The sequence below is a fragment of the Flavobacterium sp. 5 genome (genome assembly GCF_002813295.1).
In the GTDB taxonomy this organism is placed as follows: domain Bacteria; phylum Bacteroidota; class Bacteroidia; order Flavobacteriales; family Flavobacteriaceae; genus Flavobacterium.
In genome coordinates this window covers 2,042,310-2,063,976 of sequence record NZ_PHUE01000001.1, presented here as the reverse complement: position 1 = coordinate 2,063,976, position 21,667 = coordinate 2,042,310, and the positions used below count along the sequence as shown (strand labels likewise).

General features: G+C 33.5%; 18 protein-coding genes. 6 read left to right on the top strand and 12 right to left on the bottom strand.

Features of this window, described 5'->3' with window-relative positions:
* Positions 1-147: 147 nt before the first annotated feature.
* From CLU82_RS08355 to CLU82_RS08340, 4 genes are read right to left on the bottom strand one after another with little or no spacing between them, the layout of a single operon-like run.
* Positions 148-1,566 carry an SDR family oxidoreductase gene (locus tag CLU82_RS08355; protein WP_100842661.1) on the bottom strand — a complete coding sequence of 473 codons (1,419 nt, stop codon included), beginning with the start codon at positions 1,564-1,566 and terminating at the stop codon, positions 148-150.
* Between the two features lie 48 nt (positions 1,567-1,614).
* The gene (locus CLU82_RS08350) at positions 1,615-2,298 is read right to left on the bottom strand and encodes an SDR family NAD(P)-dependent oxidoreductase (RefSeq protein WP_100842660.1); all 684 of its coding nucleotides are present in this window, start codon (positions 2,296-2,298) and stop codon (positions 1,615-1,617) included.
* 57 nt (positions 2,299-2,355) lie between these two features.
* On the bottom strand, positions 2,356-3,663 hold the full coding sequence (locus CLU82_RS08345) for an AarF/ABC1/UbiB kinase family protein (protein WP_100842659.1): 1,308 nt from the start codon (positions 3,661-3,663) through the stop codon (positions 2,356-2,358).
* The gene (locus CLU82_RS08340; protein ID WP_100842658.1) at positions 3,663-4,322 is read right to left on the bottom strand and encodes a TetR family transcriptional regulator C-terminal domain-containing protein; all 660 of its coding nucleotides are present in this window, start codon (positions 4,320-4,322) and stop codon (positions 3,663-3,665) included. Before CLU82_RS08340 ends, CLU82_RS08345 begins: the two co-directional genes overlap by 1 nt.
* A gap of 327 nt (positions 4,323-4,649) precedes the next feature.
* Here CLU82_RS08340 and CLU82_RS08335 point away from each other — a divergent pair, with 327 nt between their 5' ends.
* The 3 genes from CLU82_RS08335 to CLU82_RS08325 are packed head-to-tail and all read left to right on the top strand — an operon-like array spanning position 4,650 to position 10,366.
* A complete protein-coding gene (locus CLU82_RS08335; protein WP_100842657.1) occupies positions 4,650-5,798 on the top strand; it encodes an efflux RND transporter periplasmic adaptor subunit in 1,149 nt (382 codons plus the stop codon).
* Positions 5,799-5,835: 37 nt separating this feature from the next.
* Positions 5,836-9,009 (top strand): efflux RND transporter permease subunit, encoded by a 3,174-nt coding sequence (locus CLU82_RS08330; protein ID WP_100842656.1) that lies wholly within the window; start codon positions 5,836-5,838, stop codon positions 9,007-9,009.
* The gene (locus CLU82_RS08325; RefSeq protein ID WP_100844978.1) at positions 9,002-10,366 is read left to right on the top strand and encodes an efflux transporter outer membrane subunit; all 1,365 of its coding nucleotides are present in this window, start codon (positions 9,002-9,004) and stop codon (positions 10,364-10,366) included. The genes CLU82_RS08330 and CLU82_RS08325 overlap by 8 nt, the downstream gene beginning before the upstream one ends.
* A gap of 81 nt (positions 10,367-10,447) precedes the next feature.
* Here CLU82_RS08325 and CLU82_RS08320 read toward each other — a convergent pair whose 3' ends face one another.
* The 4 genes from CLU82_RS08320 to CLU82_RS08305 form a co-directional block, all read right to left on the bottom strand.
* A complete protein-coding gene (locus CLU82_RS08320) occupies positions 10,448-10,780 on the bottom strand; it encodes a 2Fe-2S iron-sulfur cluster-binding protein (RefSeq protein WP_100842655.1) in 333 nt (110 codons plus the stop codon).
* 77 nt (positions 10,781-10,857) lie between these two features.
* Positions 10,858-11,268, bottom strand: a complete 411-nt coding sequence (locus CLU82_RS08315; protein ID WP_100842654.1) for a BrxA/BrxB family bacilliredoxin — start codon at positions 11,266-11,268, stop codon at positions 10,858-10,860.
* Between the two features lie 125 nt (positions 11,269-11,393).
* Positions 11,394-11,861, bottom strand: a complete 468-nt coding sequence (locus tag CLU82_RS08310; protein WP_100842653.1) for a DUF255 domain-containing protein — start codon at positions 11,859-11,861, stop codon at positions 11,394-11,396.
* Positions 11,862-14,135 carry a TonB-dependent receptor domain-containing protein gene (locus CLU82_RS08305; RefSeq protein WP_100842652.1) on the bottom strand — a complete coding sequence of 758 codons (2,274 nt, stop codon included), beginning with the start codon at positions 14,133-14,135 and terminating at the stop codon, positions 11,862-11,864.
* A gap of 89 nt (positions 14,136-14,224) precedes the next feature.
* On the opposite strand from CLU82_RS08305, the gene CLU82_RS08300 reads away from it, so the two are divergent.
* The 3 genes from CLU82_RS08300 to CLU82_RS20705 all read left to right on the top strand — a co-directional run bounded on the left by CLU82_RS08300 (position 14,225) and on the right by CLU82_RS20705 (position 18,174).
* Positions 14,225-16,096 carry an Nramp family divalent metal transporter gene (locus CLU82_RS08300; RefSeq protein WP_100842651.1) on the top strand — a complete coding sequence of 624 codons (1,872 nt, stop codon included), beginning with the start codon at positions 14,225-14,227 and terminating at the stop codon, positions 16,094-16,096.
* An 88-nt stretch (positions 16,097-16,184) separates the two neighbouring features.
* On the top strand, positions 16,185-16,838 hold the full coding sequence (locus CLU82_RS08295; protein ID WP_100842650.1) for a metal-dependent transcriptional regulator: 654 nt from the start codon (positions 16,185-16,187) through the stop codon (positions 16,836-16,838).
* A gap of 268 nt (positions 16,839-17,106) precedes the next feature.
* A complete protein-coding gene (locus tag CLU82_RS20705) occupies positions 17,107-18,174 on the top strand; it encodes a hypothetical protein (RefSeq protein ID WP_157813340.1) in 1,068 nt (355 codons plus the stop codon).
* A 307-nt stretch (positions 18,175-18,481) separates the two neighbouring features.
* Here CLU82_RS20705 and CLU82_RS08285 read toward each other — a convergent pair whose 3' ends face one another.
* The 4 genes from CLU82_RS08285 to CLU82_RS08270 form a co-directional block, all read right to left on the bottom strand.
* The gene (locus CLU82_RS08285; protein ID WP_100842649.1) at positions 18,482-18,964 is read right to left on the bottom strand and encodes a DUF4440 domain-containing protein; all 483 of its coding nucleotides are present in this window, start codon (positions 18,962-18,964) and stop codon (positions 18,482-18,484) included.
* Positions 18,965-19,182: 218 nt separating this feature from the next.
* Entirely contained in the window at positions 19,183-19,305 is a 123-nt protein-coding gene (locus tag CLU82_RS08280) for a FeoB-associated Cys-rich membrane protein (RefSeq protein WP_198520208.1), read from the bottom strand.
* A gap of 6 nt (positions 19,306-19,311) precedes the next feature.
* Positions 19,312-21,411 carry a ferrous iron transport protein B gene (gene feoB, locus CLU82_RS08275; RefSeq protein WP_100842647.1) on the bottom strand — a complete coding sequence of 700 codons (2,100 nt, stop codon included), beginning with the start codon at positions 21,409-21,411 and terminating at the stop codon, positions 19,312-19,314.
* Positions 21,408-21,650 carry a FeoA family protein gene (locus CLU82_RS08270; protein WP_100842646.1) on the bottom strand — a complete coding sequence of 81 codons (243 nt, stop codon included), beginning with the start codon at positions 21,648-21,650 and terminating at the stop codon, positions 21,408-21,410. The genes feoB and CLU82_RS08270 overlap by 4 nt, the downstream gene beginning before the upstream one ends.
* Between the last annotated feature and the right edge of the window lie 17 nt (positions 21,651-21,667).

Genomic DNA, 21,667 nt, shown 5'->3' with positions numbered 1-21,667 from the left:
GATTTATAGGGTGCTGATTTTCAGAATATGAACTACTAATTTAGTAAATGATTTCTATAATTATTTGATTTTGAAGAAAAAATGCGGAGAGACTTGCTTTTTTGAAATTGATAAAACAAAATTGTCTGTTCTTACTTCGGTTGACAATTATTTAATGAGTTTGTTTAACATTCCTTCGAAAATGAATCCGTGGAAAGGCAGTACAGCGTACCAATATAATTTTCCCAAGATTCCTTTGGGTCTAAATGTAGCTGATTGATACAAGGTGTTGTTGATAATTTTGAATTCAAGCCAAGCTTCTCCGGGTAATTTCATTTCGGCAAATAAAATTAATTTGCCTTGCTCTTTATTGGCATACAAAACCCGCCAGAAATCTAAAGCATCACCAGAATGAATTTCGTGTTTATTGGTTCTTCCGCGTCGAGATCCCACTCCTCCAAATAATTTATCAATAAAACCTCTTAAATCCCAAAGCCAATCTCCATAATACCATCCTGTTTCTCCGCCAATAGACCAAATTCTTTCGATTGTAAATTCTCGGTTTTCAATTTCTTTTTTTCGGCGATCGATAAAACAATCTTTTTTGGGTACTTTCAAATATTCAGAAATATTCGCGCTAAACCTTCCGCTTATCAGTGAATCTTTCCAACTCGAAACAATTTTTTCTTCATTAATTTTTATCAAAGCTTTGGATAATGCATTTTCATATGACATTGGGTTTATATTCAAAATGCCATTGATTTTATTATCTCTGCAAATAACTTCAACTTTCATACTGCTTACCAATGCAGTTGCCAATTTATAAGAAGTTGAGGTTACAAAATACAGCCAATACGATGATAGTTTAGGAGTCATTACCGGAACAGTAATAATGTATCTCTTTAGATTTTTTGCTTTGGCGAAAGCCAATAACATTTCTTTATAGGTAAGAATATCTGGTCCGCCAATATCAAAACTTTGATTATAAGTTAAGGGATTTAATAATGATCTCGATAAAATTTCAAGAACATCATTGATAGCAATAGGTTGACATTTGGTGTTTAGCCATTTTGGAGTAATCATAACAGGAAGTTTGTTGACTAAATCCCGAATAATTTCAAACGAGGCACTTCCAGAACCCACAATAATTCCGGCTCTTAGTGTTGTTGTAGCAAATGATCCTTTATTTAAAACATCTTCTACTTTTTTCCTGGAAGACAAATGTTTGGAAAGTGATTTGTCATTTACAATTCCGCTTAAGTAAATAACTTGTTTGGCGTTTGTTTGATTAACTTTTTTTACAAAGTTCTCAGCCGAAATACTTTCCAATTCATCGTAATTATCAGCAGAACCGGACATAGAATGCACCAAATAATAAGCCACATCTATATCGTCTGGTATTACTGATAGTGTTTCTTGTTTTAGTAAATCAACTTCAATTAAAGTTATGTTTTTTTGAAATTCAAGAGGAGAATGAAATCTGTTTTTATCTCTTACACAACAAACAACCTGATGCCCTTGATTAATTAAAAAAGGCAAGAGTCGTTTTCCGATATATCCTGTTGCGCCTGTTAAGAGAATTTTCATTTTTAAGTTATTTAACTCAATTTATTTGAAACTACACTAATGCATCTATTACATTTTAAAGGTTACTATTCCATAATCCATTTCAAATATTTGTCCCGAAATGGATTTAGCATTTTCCGAAATTAAGAAATTGGCCATTTCAGCCACTTCCTCTGGTTTTAAATAGCCTTTCATTGGGTGGCGTTCGATCATGTTTTCTTTGAGACGGTCATTTCTTAAAATGTTTGCAGAAAGAGATGTTTCGGTTATAGTAGGAGCGATAGCATTTATTCGTACGCTCGAAGCTAATTCTGCTCCCAATGATTTTACTAATCCTTCCACAGCACCTTTTGCAGTAGCAATACTCGCATGATAAGGCATTCCGAGTTTGACTGCAACAGTGCTAAATAAAATGGCTGAAGGATTTATTCCTTTTTTTAAAGCAGGCAGGTAATGCTGAATTGCTTTTACAGCGCCGATGACATTAATCTCAAAATCATTTCTGAAATCATCGATACTCAAACTGCCAATAGGCTTGAGGTTGATAGAACCTGGGCAGTAAATTAAGGTGTCAATACTTTCTATTTCTGGTAATACATCTTGTAGCACATCAATAGAGTAATGCATAAGATTGGCATGGGAAATAGTAGGCATACTTCGGCTGATGTTATGGACGGTATTGCTTTCTAATTGCTGTAACAATATTGCATTTCCAATTCCTTTACTACCTCCAATAATTACAATGTTCCTCATGCTTTTAGTCAATTTTATATTTATCTAAATTAGAAAGTATTGTTCTTAATTTTTAGCTTATTGGTATTTTTTAAAATGATTTACAATTATGGTTGCTTTCAAATCGAACATTAAATTGTACAGACCGAAAAAAGTTCTGTTCATATAAATGAAATGTTTGGAACCACGATTACCATTCATTTTTTTGAGATTAGTGTCTTTTGAAAATCGTTCTCCCAATTGTGCAATGTTTTGAAAGAATTCCTCATCCGAAAAATCGAAAGTTTCTCCTTGAAATGGCTTTGTAAACAAAGACAAAAGATCATAAAACATTTGGGTAAAATATTCTATTTCTTCTGGAGAGTCATCCGTTCTTAAAATTTCCAATTCAAATAATTTTTCATTAAAGAGTTGTTTATTATCAATTACTTTTCTGTCAATCAATTCGAAGTAAGGGATATAAAATTCATTTGGAATTTGCTTCATACAGCCAAAATCTAAGGCTACCAATTCATTTTTCTCGTTTACCAAAAAATTTCCTGGATGCGGATCGGCATGCACTTTCTTTAAAACATGCACTTGATACATGTAGAAATCCCAAAGCGCCTGACCTATTTTTGCACCTGTTTCTTTGTCTGGATTTTTAGCTGTAAACTCCGAAAGATGGATCCCAGTCATCCAATCCATTGTGATGATTTTCTCTGATGAAAATTCAGGATAATAATTTGGGAAAACTAAATTCTCGATTTTGCTACAAGCATTAACAACCTCTTGACTTTGCTTTAATTCCAATAAATAATTTGTTTCTTCTATTAATTTGTCTTCAACTTCTTTGAAATATTTATCCGAATCTTTTCCTTGAAGGTTAAACATTCTAATTGCTATTGGTTTGACCAAAGCCAAATCAGACGAAATACTATTGGCAACTCCAGGATATTGAATTTTCACAGCCAATTTTTTTCCGTCTTTTACCGCAAGATGCACCTGACCAATACTCGCCGCATTGACAGAATTAGCATTGAACTCGTCAAAAATCTCGTAAGGTGTTTTTCCAAAATTTGTTTTAAAAGTTTTGAGAACCAATGGAGCAGATAGTGGCGGAACCGAAAACTGTGATAGCGAAAATTTATCAACGTAAGCTTGCGGTAAGAAACTTTTGTCCATACTTAGCATTTGGGCAACTTTCAACGCACTTCCTTTAAGATTTTTTAATCCGTCATAAATGTCTTCGGCATTATCTTCGTTAAGTTTGTCTCTGGTCAAATCAGAATTGACCATTTTTTCTCCATAATACTTCAGGTAATTCACTCCTACTTTGGCTCCTGTCTGCACTAGTTTAGTCGCTCTTTCTATTTTTGATGTGGGTATATAATCGATTGATTTCATTAGCTAGTCTGCATTTTTTCTTTGAATAAAAATTTTCCAAAATCGATTAAACTGTTGATTGGTGCAATGTTCATTAATTCGAAACTTAGTTTCACCGATTTTTCGATGAAGATGTCGGTTTTCTCAAAAGCAGGCGATCCATCTTCAAGCCAAAATTTTAATGTAAATACGAACTGTATCCAAGCACTTTCCTGAAGCGCTTTTTCTTGAAAATCCTGTATTTTTTCGTATTGAATTTTAAACTCATCAGTAGTTATTTCACCAATAAATTTTTTAAAATTTTTTCTTAAATCCGAAAGCTGTAATACGTTTTTTAACTGATTTCTATTTGCGTTAAGGCTCATACTAACATAACTTCTGTTTGCAGTAAGCAATTCGAAAAAAGTAAAATAAAAACTCAGCAACTTGCTTTTCATATCATAGGACTCATACTGAGCATCTTTGTTCAATAATTCCAATGTTTTTTCAAAAAACATATTGTAGATTTCTTTTTCGATGCTTTCTAGATTTCCAAAAAAGGAATAAAATTCACTTTCAGTAAAATCATTCATTTTAGTAAACTGATATACTGATTTTGGTTTTTCGTTGTGTTCCAAGGTATAATCCATATACATTGAAACTATTTTGTCTTTTGTTAGTACTGTTTTTTTAGTCGCCATAATGTGTATATTTCTAATTAAAGCATAAAGATAATCAATTGTTTAGCTCTGTTTGTTAAAATTTAAACAAACAATTCAAGAGTTAAAAATACATTTAACAAGTACTTTAAGGTTGGTGTAAGTAGTTCATTATGAAAAATTTAATAGTCGCAATAATAGTACTGTTTTTTTTGCTATGGATATATAATTCTAACATACAGTTCATTAAAAAAAAAATTCACACTATTTTAGTAATTATTTAATAATTATTCACAGTGTTTTTGTAATTTAGTCAATAATTTTCAGGTTTTACTGTAGTTTGTTTCTATTAATTTTAACGATAATTTTATGAATGGATTTAAAAAGTATAAGATATTATTTTTTGGTATAGCTTTTTCAACTTTATTTATTTCCTGTAAAAAGGAAGTTGCCCCAGAGGCCAAACCTTTAGAGATTTCAGTGGCAAAAGTGCTGCAAGAGGACGTAAGATTGGAGTCTGCATTTACTGGACAAACTTTTGGACAGTCAGACATCCAGTTAAACCCTAGAGTTGATGGTGTAATCGAAAGTCTTAATTTTAGAGAAGGGACTGTGGTTTCTAAAGGTCAATTATTATACACCATTGATCCGTTACCATTCAAAGCTAAAGTGAATGATGCCGAAGGTGCTTTAGCAGAAGTAGAAGCAAGAATGGCAAAAACCAAGTCAGATTATGATATGATGGTGCCGTTGGCCAAAATGAATGCAGTGAGCCAAAGAGAATTAATTTCAGCAAAGGCTTCTTACAATGCTTCTACAGCTTCATTAAAATCTGCAAAAGCTACATTAGAAAATGCACAAATTGAATTAGGGTATTGCAGAATTCTTGCACCAATTTCGGGATTAATTGGAATTTCGAAAGTTAGAGTTGGAGATTATGTTAAACCAGGACCAGATGCAGTGTTAAATACCATTTCTGATTTGGGAGACGTAAGAGTTCGTTTCACAATGAGTGAGCAAGAATTTCTTCGTATTTTTAGAGAAATCAAAAAAGAGAAATCTGATTTAGTAGGAGCAGGAAAATTAGTTTCATTATTATTATCAGATGGATCTACATATCCACAAACGGGAAAAATTAGTTTTGCCGATAGACAAATTGATCCAGCTACTGGAGCAGTAACTTTTGAAGCTTCATTTGCAAATCCAGATCGTTTACTAAGACCAGGTCAATATGTAAAAGCTAAAGTGGTTACAGATGTTCGTAAAAACTCATTGCTTATCCCACAACGTTCAGTAATTGAAATGCAAGGAGTTTTTCAAGTGTTTGTTATAGACAATGCCAATAAAGTGGATTTAAAAATAATTCAAGTTGGTCCAGCTTATAAAGATTCCTATATAGTCACTGACGGATTAACAGCTAAAGATAAAGTGGCTCTTGGAGGTACTTCTTTATTAAAAGCAGGAAGTGTTATCACCCCAAAATTAGTAGAATGGGCTCCAGGTAAAACAGAAAATTAGTCACTAAACACTAAATAATAATTTAGAAATAACTTTTATGGGAGAATTTTTTGTTAGAAGACCAATCGTAGCAATTGTAATTAGTATCATAACAGTGATACTTGGATTGCTTGCATTACAAAAGACACCAATATCGCAATATCCAGATATCAATCCGCCCGTTGTAAAAATCACAACTTCTTTTACAGGTGCAAATGCTTTGAATGTTGAGCAAGCTGTTGCTACTCCAATTGAACAAAAAGTAAATGGAGTAGAGCAAATGCTTTACATAAAATCGACAAACACATCAGATGGAGCTTGTACAATCGAGGTAACATTTGACGTAGGAACCAATTTAGATAATGCCAACATGCTTACGCAAAACAGGCAAAATCAATCTTCACCTTTTATGCCTGCGAGTGTAAAACAGCAAGGGGTTGTGGTAAAAAAATCGCTGTCTTTTCCGATGATGTTGTTTACCATTACATCTACCAACCCAAAATACGATGCTAAGTTTTTGAATAACTATGCAAGTATTAATGTTGTAGATCAATTAGCTCGTATCAAAGGAGTTGGAGAAGTTTCTCTTTTTGGAGGAAGTGATTATTCTATGAGGATTTGGTTAAAAGCAGATATAATGAGCAGATTAGGCGTTACTGTTGATGATGTCAAAAATGCTTTGAATGCTCAAAACATGATTAGCCCTGGTGGAAAATTTGGTGCGGAGCCAGCTCCAATGGGAACCGATTTTACTTATGGAGTTACATTACAAGATCGTTTAGTTACCGAAAAAGAATTTTCTAAAATTGTAGTTAAAAGTAAATCAGATGGTGCTGAAGTAGTACTAAGTGATATCGCAAGAATTGAATTAGGAACTGAAAATTACAGTTCAAGTGCACGCCGAAATGGCTCGCCAAGTGCTGTGGTTGCTTTGTATCAAATGCCTGGAAGTAATGCGCTTGAAGTTTCTGAGTTAGCTAAAGCAGCAATGAAACAAATGGCTGAAAAATTTCCTAAAGACCTTGTTTACCAAGAATCATTGGATACAACACTTGCGATTACAGCTGGGGTTGATGATATTGTTCATACTTTAATTGAAGCCATTATATTAGTTATTTTAGTTGTATTTATATTTCTTCAAAATTGGAGAGCTACTTTAATTCCACTTATTACAGTACCAGTTTCGTTAATTGGAACTATTGCGGTTTTCCCAATGTTAGGATTCTCGATAAACACTTTATCATTATTAGGTTTGGTACTAGCGATTGGTATTGTCGTCGATGATGCGATTGTAGTGGTTGAAGCCGTTATCCATCATATTGAACACGGAAAATCTCCTAAAGATGCCACCATTCAGGCGATGAAAGAAGTTTCAGGACCAGTAATTGCCATTGCACTTATCTTAATTGCAGTATTCGTACCCGTTGCTATGACACCCGGAATTACAGGTCGTTTTTACCAACAGTTTGCCATAACCATTGCCGTTTCTGTTGCATTCTCTGCATTTAGTGCATTGTCACTGAGTCCTGCTTTGTGCGCGATGTTATTAAAACCTACAAAACCTGTAAGTGAACAAACAGGATGGTTGGCGAAGTTTTTTACAGGGTTCAACCGAATTTTTGAAAAAGTAACCGACAAATATTTATTTGGAGCTACTTTTTTTGCTAAAAAAGCCATGCGTATTATAATTCTACTAGTTGTGGTTTTAGTAGCGGTAGTATTTTTAGGAAAAGGAATTCCACCAGGATTTATACCCGAAGAAGATCAAGGGTATGTAATGGTAAACATTCAATTGCCTCCAGCCTCTTCTTTGCAGCGTACAGATGAAGTTTCGAAGAAAATTGATGGTTTTTTGAAAGAAGAAAAAGATATATTGTCTTTTACTGACATTATTGGTTTTAGTATGCTTACAAGTTCGTACCAACCGAATAATGCTTTTGTCTTTATCTCGTTAAAACCTTGGGAAGAAAGAACTGAAACGGCCAAACAATTTGTAGATCGTTTGAATAAAAAATTATCCACTCAAATTACAAACGCGACCGCTTTCTCTTTTGGTCCTCCAGCGATTCAAGGTCTTGGAGCATCAGCAGGTTTTAGTTTAATGTTGCAAGATAGAGGTGGAAATTCAGCTCAATATTTAGCACAGCAAACGCAAGCTTTTATTGCAGTAGCGCAAAAACGTCCTGAAATAAAAAGAATCTACACCACTTTTAATGCAGGTACACCTCAGATAAAGCTGGATATTGATAATCAAAAAGCAATGAAATTAGGTATTCCAGTATCTAAGGTTACAGAAGCTTTAGGAGCCTTTTTGGGAGGAAGTTATGTCAATGATTTTAACCGTTTTGGACGTCAATATAAAGTGTATTTGCAAGGGGAAGCGGTTGACCGTTTGAAACCAGAAAATTTAAATAGTATTTATATTAGAAATGATAAAGGTGATATGTTGCCTATATCAACACTTGTTACTGCTTCTAAAGTTACGGGTCCTGATTTTACAAACCGTTTGAACTTATTTAGAGCTGCCGAAATAGGAGGAAGTCCTAATGATGGTTATAGTAGTGCACAAGCTTTAGATGCTTTAGAGCAAGTTGCCAAAGAAACGTTGCCTGCTGATATGAGTTATGATTATATCAACTTATCGTATCAAGAAAAACATTCGCCAGGTGGAGGAACTGTATTCTTGATGGCGTTGGTGTTTGTGTTCTTAATTCTTGCGGCGCAGTACGAAAGTTGGAAATTACCTTTTAGTGTATTACTTGGAGCTCCTTTTGCAGTGTTTGGAGCGTTCTTAGGATTGTTTTTAGCTCGTATGGGTAGTGATGCTTATGTCAATAATGTATTTGCACAGATTGGATTAGTATTACTTATTGGACTAGTCGCTAAAAACGCCATTTTGATTGTCGAATTTGCCAAAGAAGAATATGATAAAGGCAAACCATTATACGAATCGGCAATGATTGCGGCTAAACTTCGTTTTCGTCCAATTTTGATGACTGCTTTTGCCTTTATATTAGGAGTTGTTCCATTACTTACAGCAACTGGAGCTGGTTCTCAAGCACGTATCGTAATGGGAATGGCAGTATTCAGCGGGATGTTAATCGCTACAGTTTTGGGAGTATTAATTGTTCCCGGTTTGTATGTAATGATTGAAAATATAGGAAAAAAGAAAGATGAGGTTGTAGCAACTGATAGTACTAATGATTCAAAAACTACAGATCACCATGAATAAATTTAAAATTATACTGATTATAATTGTCCTTGCCATACTTCCTGTGGGTTGTTTGGTAGGGCCAAAATATGCCAAACCAAAAGATCAAAATGCTGCTGATTTCAATAATGGTCCAGCAAATGTAGATACTTTGGCCACTGTAGTAAATATGAAATGGTTTGATCTTTTTAATGATGATGTTTTAAAAGACTTAATCACTAAGGGACTTGCAAACAACTACGATATGAAAATTGCTTTGGCTCGTATCGAAAAATCGAGAGCCGAATTAGGATATTCTAAAGCAGATTTATTACCGGCAATTGGTTATAGTGGAACTGTAAATAGCAATAAAAAGAGTTTTGTCCCTTCAAATGTTTCTGCTAATCTTTCTTGGGAATTGGATTTCTGGGGTAAAGTGCGTCACGAAAACAGAGCGGTTCAAGATGAATTAATCGCCAGTGATGAAGGTCGAAAAGTTATTCTGTCGAATCTAGTAAGCGATATTGCAGTAGCTTATTTTCAGCTTCGAGATTATGATAATCGATTACTAATTGCTCAAAACACACTCAAATCGAGACAAGATGGTTATGATATCATCAATAAAAGATTTTTAGCAGGATATGTTTCGGAAGTAGATAAAGTTCAAATCGAACAACAAGTAGCTATTGCCGAAGCTACAATTCCAGCTGTTAAGCGTCAAATTACCTATCTTGAAAACACGATTTCGATATTGATTGGTCAAACACCAGCACTGATACCTCGTGGTAAAACCAATATGGAACTTGAAGTAGCTAATGCAATTCCAGTATCTATTCCGTCTATTCTATTGAGAAATAGACCTGATGTAAATCAAGCAGAAAGGTTGTATATGGCAGCCAATGAAAGAATTGGTGTGGCGCAAGCGATGCGTTTTCCTTCGTTTAATATTGCTGCCTTAGCGGGTTTTGCAAATAGTGATTTGAATCATTTATTTGATGGTTCTTCTTATCTACAAAACGCAAGTGGGTCTATTACTGGTCCTATTTTTAATTTTGGAAAGAACAAACGTAGAGTTGATATTTACCGTCAAATTGCCGAGGAAGCTAAGTTGACCTATCAAAAAACGTGTATCGTAGCTGTTGCAGAAGTGGAGCAATCTTTACAAGACGTTAGAACTTACAAAGAAGAATATGCTGCCAGAAATAGACAAGTTATTGCTGCTAGACAAAACTTGAAACTTTCTGAAGCTCGATATGACAATGGGTATATTTCGTATTTAGAAGTTCTTGAAATTCAACGTTCTTTATTTGATGCTGAATTAAGTCTTTCAGAGCTAACACAAAATCAATTAAGTTCTACTATACAGTTGTATAGAGCTTTAGGAGGCGGTTGGAATTAGATTTTCAATTAATATTATAAAACCAAAACCACGCAAATTTGCGTGGTTTTGGTTTTATAATATTGTTCTTTATCTTGATAATTAGTTTTCTAAAACAGTGATTTCTGACCCTTCTAAATCTTTAGTGACATACAATTGACAGGAAAGCCGAATAACTTCTTCGTAATGTCCCATTTTTTGCAAAGTAGCAGGTTCATTCCGTTCCTTTATTGCCGAATTTCCTTTTATTCCAATGGCTTTCACTACACAAGTAGCGCAGCGGCCTACACCTCCACATTCGCCAAAGGAATCTAAACTTAGTTCTTCTTTTAATAAAAACATTAAATTAGGATAACTGCCATGCTTAACTTTGATAGGATAGCGTTGTTCATTATCAATGGCAACAAACTCAATAAAAGAAACTTCTTTATTCAAAACAGCAATTTTTAGAAAGGATTATAAACAAAAACGTACCGCTAATGCAGTACGTTTCATTTGATTTTTAGATTGAATTAACAAAATTCGTTAAAAGCATCTTTTAAGTTTTCTGCAATTGTTTCAGCAGGACGTCCTTCAATATGATGACGCTCTAACATATGAACTAATTCCCCATTTTTGAACAAAGCCATACTTGGCGATGATGGAGGAAAAGGAAACATATGTTGTCTTGCAGCATCAACAGCTTCTTTGTCAACACCAGCAAAAACTGTAATTAATCGACTTGGGTTTTTACCACCTTCTAAGCTCATTTTTGCTCCTGGACGTGCATTTCTAGCAGCACAACCACAAACTGAATTCACAACAACAAAAGTGGTACCTTCAGCTTTGATAGCATTATCTACAGCTTCAGCACTATGTAAATCTTGAAAACCAGCAGAGGTTAATTCAGCCTGCATTGGTTTTACCATTTCTTCTGGATACATATTCTTTATTTTAAGTTTAACTTTTCGAACTACAAAGTTACAAAGTTTAGTTGCAAGAATTTAATTTGTAGTATAAAGTTTTGTTATAGTTTGATAAATGGTTTGTTGGTTTTTTGAATAAAGAACTATTCTTTTATTTTTTGAAGAATAGTGGCTAACTCCTTGGCATTTAGAAAAGAATGCTTTTGGAAAAGTATGGAAAAATCAGGCTGTAAAATAGTAATTGTTGGATAGACTACTTGCGAATCAATCGTTGCTAAGGCTGTAGCCAATTCGTGGATTCCTGTGTTTAGCCCATTTGGCTTGAATTTGAAAGTATGATTATTGAAATGAATGTCTTCTTTGCTTTCGGCATTGAATGAAATAAAGTAAAAATAATCGTTTAAAAGAGTTATGTTTTCAGAATTTTTGAAAGTTGAATTTTCCATCATTTTGCAATATTTGCACCATGATGTGTGAATGAAAATTACAATTGGTTTTGGATTTTCTTTGGATAGTTTTTCGGCTTCTTCAAAGGAATAGGTTTTCAATTGGGCAAAACCCGATGCAATTGTACAAAAGAAAATCAACAATATGAAAAACCTTTTTTTCATTTAATAAAAATTATATCTGAGACCAAAAAAGCCTCTAATCCCTTGATTCGGACCATAAACATAAGTAGTGTCAAAAGTTAATCCGTATGGGTTTTGAGGTGTTACCAATACTTTTCCATTGGTGTCATATTGAACGTTTTTGTCAAATGGATCTTCGGTTCTCGAAATCAGAAATTGGTTATTTTGTTTAGGCGTAAAGTTTAGCAGGTTTTTAATTCCAGCGTACATTTCGAAATTTTTCCATCCCGTGTAAGTGAACTGAATATTTTGCAAACTGTACCAAGGGGAATTTGGATTTCTCGGATCGGTTTCACTTAACAGAGGTAATTTCATTGGGCTGTAAACATTTCCGGTATAGTCAATAGAAACGTTAATTGGGTTTATTTTATACGAAATGCTCCAAGTTCCAGTGAAATTTTCGGTTAAAAAAGGTCTCGTTTTGATTCCGTTTTCAACATTGGAAACATCCATATAAGTAGCACCAAGAATGAATTTTAATCCGTTTGTAAAATTAATGTCAGTATTACAGCTGATTCCTTGACTCAAAGCATAGCCATTAATGTTGTCATAAATGATTTTGTTAGGATCAGTTTCATAATCGGATACAATTTTATTACTGAATCGGGTGTAAAAAGCTGTGGTTTCTATACCTACGAATGTGCCATTATCAAAATAGATTTTCTTAATATAATTCAAATTGGCGTTTATTGATTTTTCCGGGTCTAGATTGTTGGTAATGACTACTTCACGTGAACCTGTTAATGCGGCATGGTCTTCGGTAAAAAGATTTACTACTCTAAATCCTGTACCTGTATTAAATCTAAGAATATTATTGTTGTTGATTTTCCATTTATAAGCAAATCGTGGTGTGAAAATATTTCCGTGAATGGAGTTGTAATCATATCGAATTCCTAAAAGAATTTTGTGTTTCTCGCTAAAAGTGATTTCATCTTGTAGAAAAATCCCCGGAAGCCAGGTCTTTTCTGGATTGTTTTCGCTTAAAATGGCTGTAGAAGCGGTGTTGTCATCGTAATAAGTATAACGGGAAGCGATTCCGGTGAGTAAATCATTATTTTTAATTTTTTTATCCCAAGTCAATTGTGCAAAAGCAATTTTTTGATTAGCAATATAAGAAGTCGTTCCATATCGACTGTCTTGAAAGTGCATCGTTCCTGAGAAAGAAAGTATTAATTTTTCGGTTGTTGGCAATTGATAACTTCCTAAAAGTTCTCCTCGCTTGGTATAAATGCTTTCGCCATAAATTTGGTCGCCACCACGATATTTCTTTTCCCAATTGACATCGCCACCCCAACGATCTTCATACATTCCTCGGACTGCAATAGTAAATAAGCGATTTTGTTCTCTGTTAAAATTCCATTTATTGAAAACTGAAATTCTATTTTGTGCAGTTACATCTGTAAAACCATCATTATCGTTATCAATAGTTTGATTGTAATTGTAATAATTCAGTCCTAATAAAGAAGTTGCTTTTTCTTTTATTTTAAATTTTACGCCTATATCAGCATTCGTTTCCAACCAGGAAGTTGTAAAAACATCTGCGGAAAAGACTGGAGCATTGGTTGGATTTTTGGTGATGATATTGATTAATCCGCCAACAGCTTCGCTTCCGTACAATGAAGAAGCAGGTCCTTTCACGATTTCAATTCGTTCTACTAATGAATTTGGAATCCCAGACAATCCATATACAGTCGACAAACTACTCACAATAGGCATTCCATCAATCATTACCGAAGTATAAGGGCCTTCAAGACCATTAATGTGGATATCCCCAGTATTACAAACACCGCAGTTGAGTTGTGGTCTTACTCCGTTTACATTTTGTAAAGCTTCATAAATACTGGCAGTTGGATTTTTTTTGAAAAATACAGGGTTATAGACTTCAACAGGAACGGCGCTTTCCAATCGTTTTATCGGTTTTAAAGTTCCTGAAACCACAACTTCGTTGAGCTCATTTTCGTTTTCTTTAAGTTTAAAATCCAGAATTAGAGTTTCATTTTCTTTGAGAGAAATGTTTTTATTTATGGCTTGTAGTCCAAGAGACGTAACTTGAATTTTGTAATTACCAGCAGCAACATTTTCTATTCTATAATTTCCCAGACTATCGATTTGTGTTTTGTAACTGCTTTTAAGTAATTCAATTGTAGTTAGTTGAATTGCTTTACTTTCGAAAGTTATTTTACCTGAAATTGAACTGCTTTGCGAAAATAAAATGCCATTCATAATTAATGATATTAGCAAAAATAAATATTTCATTTGTTTAAATTAAATTTTAGACAAAGCTAAAAATAATATTTCATTAATATAAAGTTATTTTTATATATTTGTTTTTCAAAATTTTAACCATGGGTAAATCACTTGAAGAAGTACACCAATCAGTTGCTACACAAAATAAAAAATCAGTTTTCAAAAAAATATTAGCCTTTTTCGGCCCTGCATATTTAGTAAGTGTTGGTTATATGGATCCAGGAAACTGGGCGACCGATATAGCTGGTGGAAGTCAGTTTGGATATGCTTTGTTATGGGTATTGTTGATGAGTAATTTAATGGCTTTACTATTGCAGAGTTTAAGTGCCCGATTGGGAATCGTTACGCAGCGTGATCTGGCACAAGCCTCACGAGAAACCTATTCTCCAGTGATTAATTATATTCTGTATTTTCTTGCCGAAATTGCTATTGCAGCTTGTGATCTTGCTGAAGTTTTGGGAATGGCTATAGGTATCAATCTATTATTTGGAATACCATTGATAGAAGCGGTTATGATTACGGTTTTGGATACTTTTTTATTGCTTTTTCTAATTAATAAAGGCATTCGGAAAATGGAAGCTTTTATTATTGCATTAGTAATGATTATTGGGTTGTCTTTTATTTTTGAAATGATATTTGCTCAGCCAGAATTAGATAAAGTTATTTATGGTTTGATTCCTTCGTTGCCAAATGAATCAGCACTTTATATAGCGATAGGAATTATTGGAGCTACCGTTATGCCTCACAATTTATATTTACATTCTTCATTGGTTCAAACTCGAAAATTTAGTCGTAGTGATAGAGGAATAAAGCAAGCGTTGAAATACAATTTAATTGATTCGACTATTGCTTTAAATCTTGCTTTTTTTGTAAATGCGGCTATTTTGATTTTGGCGGCAGCTACATTTTTCAAGAATGGAATGCATGAGGTAGCCGAAATTCAGGATGCTTATCGTTTTCTACAACCTTTACTTGGAACCAAATGGGCGCCTATCTTATTTGCTGTTGCCTTAATTGCTGCGGGGCAAAGCTCTACTGTAACAGGTACATTGGCAGGTCAAATAGTTATGGAAGGATATCTGAATTTAAGAATTCAGCCTTGGGTTCGTCGTATTATTACTCGTTTAATAGCTATTGTACCTGCAGTGGTAGTGATTTTGATATATGGCGAAAGTGTAACGGGTAAACTTTTGGTATTAAGTCAGGTAATTTTGAGTTTACAGCTAGGTTTTGCTATTATACCATTAATTCATTTTGTGAGTGATAAATCTAAAATGAAAGGGCATCATATTGGTAAAGTAACTCAAGTTGCTGCTTGGTTAATAGCCATTATTATAGTTTCATTGAATGCTAAATTGGTCTATTCAGAAATACAAGGCTGGCTAGAAACATCTGACAATCCAATTGTTCTTTGGTTAACTGTTGTGCCTTTAGCAATTAGTTTTCTGATTTTGTTGCTTTATATAGTTATTAAACCTTTCTTTTCTAAGTCCAGGCTGAATATTGAAAATCATTCGCCACATGATATGAATTTAAAATTTACAGAAATAGCTGTTCAGGACAATAAAAATATTGCAATAACTGTTGATTTTTCGTTTGCAGATGAAAATGCGATTAATCACGCATTCAAAATTGGCGGTAAAGAAGCTAATTATACATTGATTCATGTGGTAGAATCAGTTGGAGCTATGATGTATGGCAAACAAATTGATGATCACGAAACCACAGTGGATGAAACTTTATTGCTTGAATATAAATCAATGTTTCAGGAAAAAGGTTTTCATGTAAAAACAGTATTGGGTTTTGGTAGACCGAATAAAGTGATTCCAAAATTAGTTAACAAAGGCGATTTTGATATACTTATTATGGGTACTCATGGACATACTGGAATGAAAGATTTGCTTTTTGGAACTACCGTTGATCGTTTGAGACATAAAATAACAATACCTTTGCTGATTGTAAAAAAATAGTTGGTATGATTCTAAGTGACTAAGATTCTAAGATTTTTTCTTTAGACTTAGTAACTTAGTCACTTAGCAACTCAGAAACTTAAAGAACATGACTTTCTCTGAAGAAAACTATCTAAAATCTATATATCATCTTACTACTAGTCTTGATAGTGAAGTAAGTACCAATGCTATTGCCGAAATTATGGAGACCAAAGCGTCCTCTGTAACCGATATGCTCAAAAAATTAGCAGATAAAAATTTAGTTAATTATAAAAAATATCAAGGAGTTTCATTAACTGATACAGGGAAATTAAGCGCAAAAATGATTGTGAGAAAACACCGTTTATGGGAGGTTTTCTTGGTTGAAAAATTAGATTTCTCTTGGGACGAAGTTCATGATATTGCCGAACAATTAGAACACATTAAATCTGAAAAACTCATTAACAAGTTGGATGATTTTCTCGGAAATCCAACCGAAGACCCACATGGAGATCCAATACCCGATGCACAAGGGAGAATTATTGCTATAGAAAAGCAATTGTTATCTGAGTTACAAGCGAATCAATCGGGAATATGTGTAGGGGTAAAAGACAATTCTTCGGAGTTCTTGAAATACCTTGATAAACAACAAATTGGGTTGGGTACTAATATTGATGTGGTAACTAAAGAAGCTTTTGATTTATCTTTAAAAATAAAGGTGAATGGTTTTGAAATGACTATATCCAATAAAATTGCAAGTAATTTATTTGTGAAAGTGCTTTAGAATGAGCATGTTTACGCTCACTGTTCACTGAATTTTATTTCAACCACAAAATTTTTTAATCTCTAAATTTTCTTTAGCTCTGTATGAGATAATGTTATTTTTATATTTTAGGCACAGTTTTTGATTTATTGGCTATATATAAATGTTAGTAGGGTTTATTTTATTAGGTTTTCTTTGCTATATTTGTGTAGTAGTTGTACAGTAACTATTTTATATTTTTCTGATTTAAAAGAGTTTATTGATTTGTTTATTTTAAAATTAAACTGATATGAAAATAAGATTTTTATCGCTTTTAGTACTAGTAATGAGTTTGACTGGATTGACATCTTTTGCTCAGAAGGATGATTCTAAAGGTGAATTAGGTTTGCCTGGGGATAATTTAGACCTTTATGCTGTTTTGGATCTTTTCCAAAAATCAAAGACTATCGAAGACTTTGAAAAATCATTGAATGATGACAAAACTAAAATCAATAACTTAGATTTAAACGACGATAAAAAAGTCGATTTTATCAAAGTGGAGACCAAAAAAAGTGGAGATGATTTTACATTCATTCTAAGAGACCCGATTAGTAAATCTGATACTCAGGATATAGCTGTGATCATGGTAACTAAAGACAAGAACAAAAAAGTGTCTCTTCAGATTATAGGAGATAAAGATTTGTATGGTAAAGATTATATTGTAGAGCCAGCTCCAAAAGGAAGTGGAGCTGTGACATCTAATCCAGCTTATACAGGGGCTGATCCTGTAACTGTAAATGTTCCAGCATCTACAACAACTATTGTGGTAGAGCAAGCTCCGATTGTGCAATATGTGTATTCGCCAGCTTATGTGCCTTATTATCCGCCTTATTATTATGGATTTTATCCGCCTTGGTTTGGATTTGCGACCGTTATGGCAGTTGGTATTTACAGAAGTAATCATTGGGGTTATCATGGAGGAGGCTATGGATACCACAATACGAATGTTTATGTGAATCACAATAGTTTTAACAACTATAATAACAACAGCAGAAACACTTCAAATCGAGTGTCCCATAACAATATAAATAGTGGTAACAGAAATAATATAAATAACGGTAATAGAAACAATAATAGCAATAGAAATACTGCTTCGACTAGAGACGCTAACAGAAATTCAGCTTCAGGACGTGATACTAGAAGTAATAGACCGTCAGCATCAACCAGAGAAGCTGGTAGCAATAGATCTTCTGCATCAACTAGACCTTCTACGTCAAACCGCTCAAGTAGTTTTAGTGGTGGAGGAAGTGGATTTCGTTCTGGAGGCGGAGGCGGAGGCGGTTTTAGAGGAGGCGGAGGCGGTGGAAGAAGACGCTAATCTAATCTATAATTTGAAATTAATACAAACCCTGATAATAAAGTTATCAGGGTTTTTTATGCTGTGAACTTATTTTAGAGGAGTAGTAATTATTAGTTTTTTTTTGAGAAAAAGAATCTTGCTTTCCTTTAAAGAGGAGAGGTAATTACGAAAACAATTTTACTAATGAAATCAAGATAGTGTTTTTTATAATTCCTAAATTTGGACTATGATTATTACTGATTGAATTTTAATGAGTGTAATACTTAAAAAAAGGTTGTTTGAAATTAATTTCAAACAACCTTTTTAATAAATCATGTTTTTTTTATTAGTTTGGTGTATCCGAAGTACTCATGTCTCTTAGACTATAATATTTTCCGTCTTTTTTAACGAATAGAGTCATGTAATTACCAGAATTCACTACAGTTTGTGTAGAGTCTACTACTTTATAATTACCTAGTTCAACAACTTGTTCGCCATCTTTTGCAACAAACACTTCATTAGTTGTAAATGAAATTTTCTTACCTTTTGAAATTGTATCAATATGACTTTTCAAATACTCAATTATTGCTTCTTTGCCAGTTACTGGTTGGTTATTTTGTGGGTAGGTGATAGCATCATCTGCAAAATATCCTATTTCTTTCATTACTCCAGTATTGTAAGTCTCTGCAAATTCATTTTCCTTGGCTTGAATCTCTTCTTTGATTTTAGTAGTATCGATTACAGCAACTACTGCTTCTTCTTTTTTGCAGGAAATTAATAATAATAAAACACTCGATAGAACTAAGCCTTTACTAAACATTTTTTTCATAAGGGTCTGTTTTTTAAATTTAGAAATTAATAGATTGAATATTAATGACATAAATTTAATATAAAAAATGGAACGAAATATGTTTTGTAATATAAATTAGGCTTTTTTTTTAGTACAAGAACTCTAATTAGGACTAATTATAATGTTTTTATTAGTAAATGATTAAAGTGATAAATTTAATATTAAATAGAGCATTTGGATTTTTAAGGTAAACCTAGTTAACTACAGCCACAATCACCACTTCCACAGTTTTTATTCGATTTTTTTTTGAAGATAAACTTTCGAATCAAAAAAGCAAAGGCAATAACAAGTATGAAAAAGGCAATAATTTCTTGAATCATAATACTTTATTTTAAGATTTGAAAAGAAATTAGCGCGACTAAATAAGCCAATACACTCATAAATGCCAATTGTCCAGCTGGCCACTTCCAGGAGTTGGTTTCTTTTTTTGTTATGGCTAGAGTACTGGCACATTGCATAGCAAACGCATAAAACATTAATAGAGAAATACCTGAAGCAAAGTTGAAAATTTTATCTCCAGTCACAGGATTTATTTCCGCAGCCATTTTGTCTTTTATAGTGTTTTCATTGTCAGTTGCACCTACACTATAGATGGTTGCCAGTGTACCTACAAAAACTTCTCTGGCTGCAAATGAACTGATAATAGCAATGCCAATTTTCCAATCGTAACCCAAAGGAGAAATCACAGGCTCAATACCTCTTCCCATTAAGCCAATGTATGAGTTTTCTAGTTTTTGTGATGCAACAGCATTATCAAACTCAGTTGTAGATAACGGCTTTTCTCTAGTATTTTCGAGTACTATCTTTTCGGCCTCTTTAAACTCTTTTCCTGGTCCGTAAGAAGCTAAAAACCACAATATGACCGATATTGCCAAAATAATTTTTCCTGCGCCAGTAACGAAAGCTTTTGTTTTTTCAATAACGTTGATAGCAACATTCTTGAACAGAGGTAATTTGTAGTTGGGCATTTCTACCACAAAAAAGGTTTTTCCTTTTACTTTCAAAATAAGATTCAGAATATAAGCCGCAAATATTGCCATCCCAAAACCAATAACATACAAAAGCATTAAGGTTAATCCTTGAAGATTTAAAATCCCAAAAACATAAGTATCGGGAATTACTAAGCCAATAATAATTGCATAAACTGGTAAACGAGCTGAGCAAGTTGTAAATGGAGTTACTAATATTGTAATCAAACGTTCTTTCCAGTTTTCTATATTTCTGGTCGCCATAATAGCAGGAATGGCACAAGCTGTTCCTGAAATCAATGGAACTACACTCTTTCCAGATAATCCAAATCGGCGCATAATTTTGTCCATTAAGAAAACGACGCGACTCATATAACCACTTTCTTCGAGTATTGAAATGAATAGAAACAAAAAGGCAATTTGAGGGATGAATATTAAGATACCACCAATACCAGGAATTATTCCTTGTGAAATCAAATTAGTCAACATACCAGAAGGCAGATGTTCATTTGCCATGGAGCTTAACGTCGCAAAAGAACTATCGATAAAATCCATAGGAATTTTGGACCACTCAAAAATAGACTGAAAAATCACGAATAAAATCACGAAGAAAATCAAATATCCCCAGACTTTGTGCGTAAGTACGCGGTCTAGTTTACTACGAAAATCTTTGGCAATACTAGAGTCTATTTTTAGACCTTCTTTTAAAACATCATTAATAAATTGATATCGCTTGATTGTTTCTTTTTGTTGCAAACGCTTCAAATCAGAATGAGATTTGGTAAACGAACTACGGATTTCATTTCGTTCCAAATTCAAAAAGTTAACATCTTGTGTAATAACCAACCACAATTTATATAATAGCTGATTAGGAAATGCATGACGAAGACTGTTGAAATATTCAATATCAATCACAGATGCATTCAAACATGGTTCTGCCGAAATGGTTTTGTAGCCAATAATCAGGTTTTTTAATTCTTCAATTCCATGTCCTTTTCTAGAACTAATCAGTGCAATTTTGGTTTTTAAATGTTCTTCGAGGTAAGGAATATCTAGTGTGATACCCTTCTGTTCCATTCTATCAGCCATATTAATGACTAAAATTGTTGGAATTTCAAGATCTTTTATTTGAGTATAAAGAAGTAAATTTCGTTTTAGATTTTCTACATCGGTAACCACTAGTGCTACGTCTGGATAAAGGCGGTCATTTTTATTAAGCAAAAGTTCGATAACAACACTTTCATCAATAGAACTGGCATTTAGACTATACGTACCAGGTAAATCGAGAATGTTGGCTTTAATATTATTGGGCAGTTTGCAAAAACCCATTTTTTTCTCGACCGTAATTCCAGGATAATTCCCTACTTGCTGATTTAAACCAGTTAACTGATTAAAAACCGAAGTTTTCCCTACATTAGGATTTCCAATTAAAGCAACGTTGATATTTTTTAAACTCATTTTACTGTATTATTAATGAGTTCTACTTCAATAAGTCTGGCAGTCTCTATACGAATAGCTAGATGTGAGCCATTTATATCTAAATACAAAGGATCGCCAAACGGAGCCACTTGAAGTAATTCGACCTCATTACCAGGCAAACAACCCATTTCTAATAGTTTTAAAGGGATTAAATCGATATCAAAATCCAGGATAGTGGCTTTTTGGCCTTTTTTGAGAGAATGTATCGTTGTTTGCAAACCTTATTTAGATTGAA

What these genes read in the sequence shown, in the direction of transcription:
- CLU82_RS08355 (WP_100842661.1), bottom strand. Translation starts at nt 1,566, where the DNA reads ATGAAAATTCTCTTAACAGGCGCAACAGGATATATCGGAAAACGACTC.
- CLU82_RS08350 (WP_100842660.1), bottom strand. Translation starts at nt 2,298, where the DNA reads ATGAGGAACATTGTAATTATTGGAGGTAGTAAAGGAATTGGAAATGCA.
- CLU82_RS08345 (WP_100842659.1), bottom strand. Translation starts at nt 3,663, where the DNA reads ATGAAATCAATCGATTATATACCCACATCAAAAATAGAAAGAGCGACT.
- CLU82_RS08340 (WP_100842658.1), bottom strand. Translation starts at nt 4,322, where the DNA reads ATGGCGACTAAAAAAACAGTACTAACAAAAGACAAAATAGTTTCAATG.
- CLU82_RS08335 (WP_100842657.1), top strand. Translation starts at nt 4,650, where the DNA reads ATGAATGGATTTAAAAAGTATAAGATATTATTTTTTGGTATAGCTTTT.
- CLU82_RS08330 (WP_100842656.1), top strand. Translation starts at nt 5,836, where the DNA reads ATGGGAGAATTTTTTGTTAGAAGACCAATCGTAGCAATTGTAATTAGT.
- CLU82_RS08325 (WP_100844978.1), top strand. Translation starts at nt 9,002, where the DNA reads ATGAATAAATTTAAAATTATACTGATTATAATTGTCCTTGCCATACTT.
- CLU82_RS08315 (WP_100842654.1), bottom strand. Translation starts at nt 11,268, where the DNA reads ATGTATCCAGAAGAAATGGTAAAACCAATGCAGGCTGAATTAACCTCT.
- CLU82_RS08310 (WP_100842653.1), bottom strand. Translation starts at nt 11,861, where the DNA reads ATGAAAAAAAGGTTTTTCATATTGTTGATTTTCTTTTGTACAATTGCA.
- CLU82_RS08305 (WP_100842652.1), bottom strand. Translation starts at nt 14,135, where the DNA reads ATGAAATATTTATTTTTGCTAATATCATTAATTATGAATGGCATTTTA.
- CLU82_RS08300 (WP_100842651.1), top strand. Translation starts at nt 14,225, where the DNA reads ATGGGTAAATCACTTGAAGAAGTACACCAATCAGTTGCTACACAAAAT.
- CLU82_RS08295 (WP_100842650.1), top strand. Translation starts at nt 16,185, where the DNA reads ATGACTTTCTCTGAAGAAAACTATCTAAAATCTATATATCATCTTACT.
- CLU82_RS20705 (WP_157813340.1), top strand. Translation starts at nt 17,107, where the DNA reads ATGAAAATAAGATTTTTATCGCTTTTAGTACTAGTAATGAGTTTGACT.
- CLU82_RS08285 (WP_100842649.1), bottom strand. Translation starts at nt 18,964, where the DNA reads ATGAAAAAAATGTTTAGTAAAGGCTTAGTTCTATCGAGTGTTTTATTA.
- CLU82_RS08280 (WP_198520208.1), bottom strand. Translation starts at nt 19,305, where the DNA reads ATGATTCAAGAAATTATTGCCTTTTTCATACTTGTTATTGCCTTTGCT.
- feoB (WP_100842647.1), bottom strand. Translation starts at nt 21,411, where the DNA reads ATGAGTTTAAAAAATATCAACGTTGCTTTAATTGGAAATCCTAATGTA.